Genomic DNA, 1,365 nt, shown 5'->3' with positions numbered 1-1,365 from the left:
TCTTTTTTTCTTTTTATTAGGGGTAAGGTATTCTATGAGATTCATAGAAGCCTTATTACACCTCATTATATAGAATATATTGGAATAAATGTTTACATTTTTCATGAAAGTTGTGAATTTTTTGTGAATTCTACGTTTATTGTATTTTTATACTGCTACTAGCAGCGCGTAACACTCCCATATTATTTTCTGTTTTTAATTGAAAAATAGAATTTGTTCGAATAATTATTCTACAGCTATATACCTAGGAGCACTTTCTTCGTATAATGAAGAAGTATGAATTTTGAATTTGTATAAATTTTACATATTGAGGTGAAAAAGGAATGAATGCGCGGCTAATGGAACTTATTGATGTGAGTACAATAGAAACCATGGCAGAACAATTTTATAAATTAACCAACATATCACATCAACTTCTTGATGCTGAAAACAAATGTATATTTTCATTTGGAATTAATGAAATGAAAGTATGTAAACTTCCCAAAATTGAAATCCCCCTTTTCTTATACAATCAATATTTAGGATCTTTTGTTGTATGGTCCAAACGAAGCGAAATTTTCAATTGTCAAAAATATTTTGAAATGCTTTCTAACCTCATTATAGCTGGGGTGAAAAAAGCAGTTCAAAGTAAAAATACATCGTTACTTTCTCGAAAAGAGGAAGAACTACATACGATCTTACAAAACATGCCTGTTATGGTTGATGCGCTTGACTATAATGGAGATTTTGTTTTGTGGAATCGAGAATGCGAGATTGTAACAGGTTATACTGCTGAAGAAATAATTGGGAATCCAAACGCTCTTCAATTACTGTATCCTGACCATAATTATCGCCATCAAATACAAAATAAATTTTTGACTCGTGGAAAGAATTTTAGAGATTGGGAAATGAGTTTAACATGTAAAAATGGTGAAATTAAAACGATAATGTGGTCCAATATATCTGAGCAGTTTCCTGTAACAGGATTTAGTTACTGGGCTGTTGGGGTAGATATTACACATTTAAAAGCGATAGAAGGGCAATTAAAACAACAAACCTCTGAATTAGAATTAATTTTTAAAGCTTTACCAGATTTATGTTTTTTAACAGAAGACGATGGGACAATTATAGATTATAAAGCAGGATCTCCTACAAAATTTTACGTACCCGCAGAAGCTTTTATGGGAAAAAAGTTTTACGAAATATTACCGTCTCCAGTAGCACAGCAATTTCAAGAAGCAATTCGCCAATTGAAAGAAGAAGGAAAGAATGTAATTGTAGAATACCCTCTAACAATTAATGAAAGTATCGATTTCTTTGAAGCTAGATGTTTACCATTATTACAAGATAAAATTATGATTGTTGTCCGCGATATTACAGAGCGGA

Annotated in this window: 1 protein-coding gene; it reads left to right on the top strand. The window is 31.1% G+C overall.

Annotation, left to right across the window (positions count from 1 at the left end; translation table 11 throughout):
- Positions 1-323: 323 nt before the first annotated feature.
- Positions 324-1,365: PAS domain-containing protein (locus tag V7038_RS24025; RefSeq protein ID WP_335695749.1), on the top strand; the 1,042-nt coding region annotated here is incomplete at its 3' end.

The sequence above is a fragment of the Bacillus sp. JJ783 genome (assembly GCF_036963225.1).
Lineage (GTDB): Bacteria > Bacillota > Bacilli > Bacillales > Bacillaceae_G > Bacillus_A > Bacillus_A cereus_U.
This window is presented reverse-complemented; position numbering and strand designations above follow the sequence as displayed.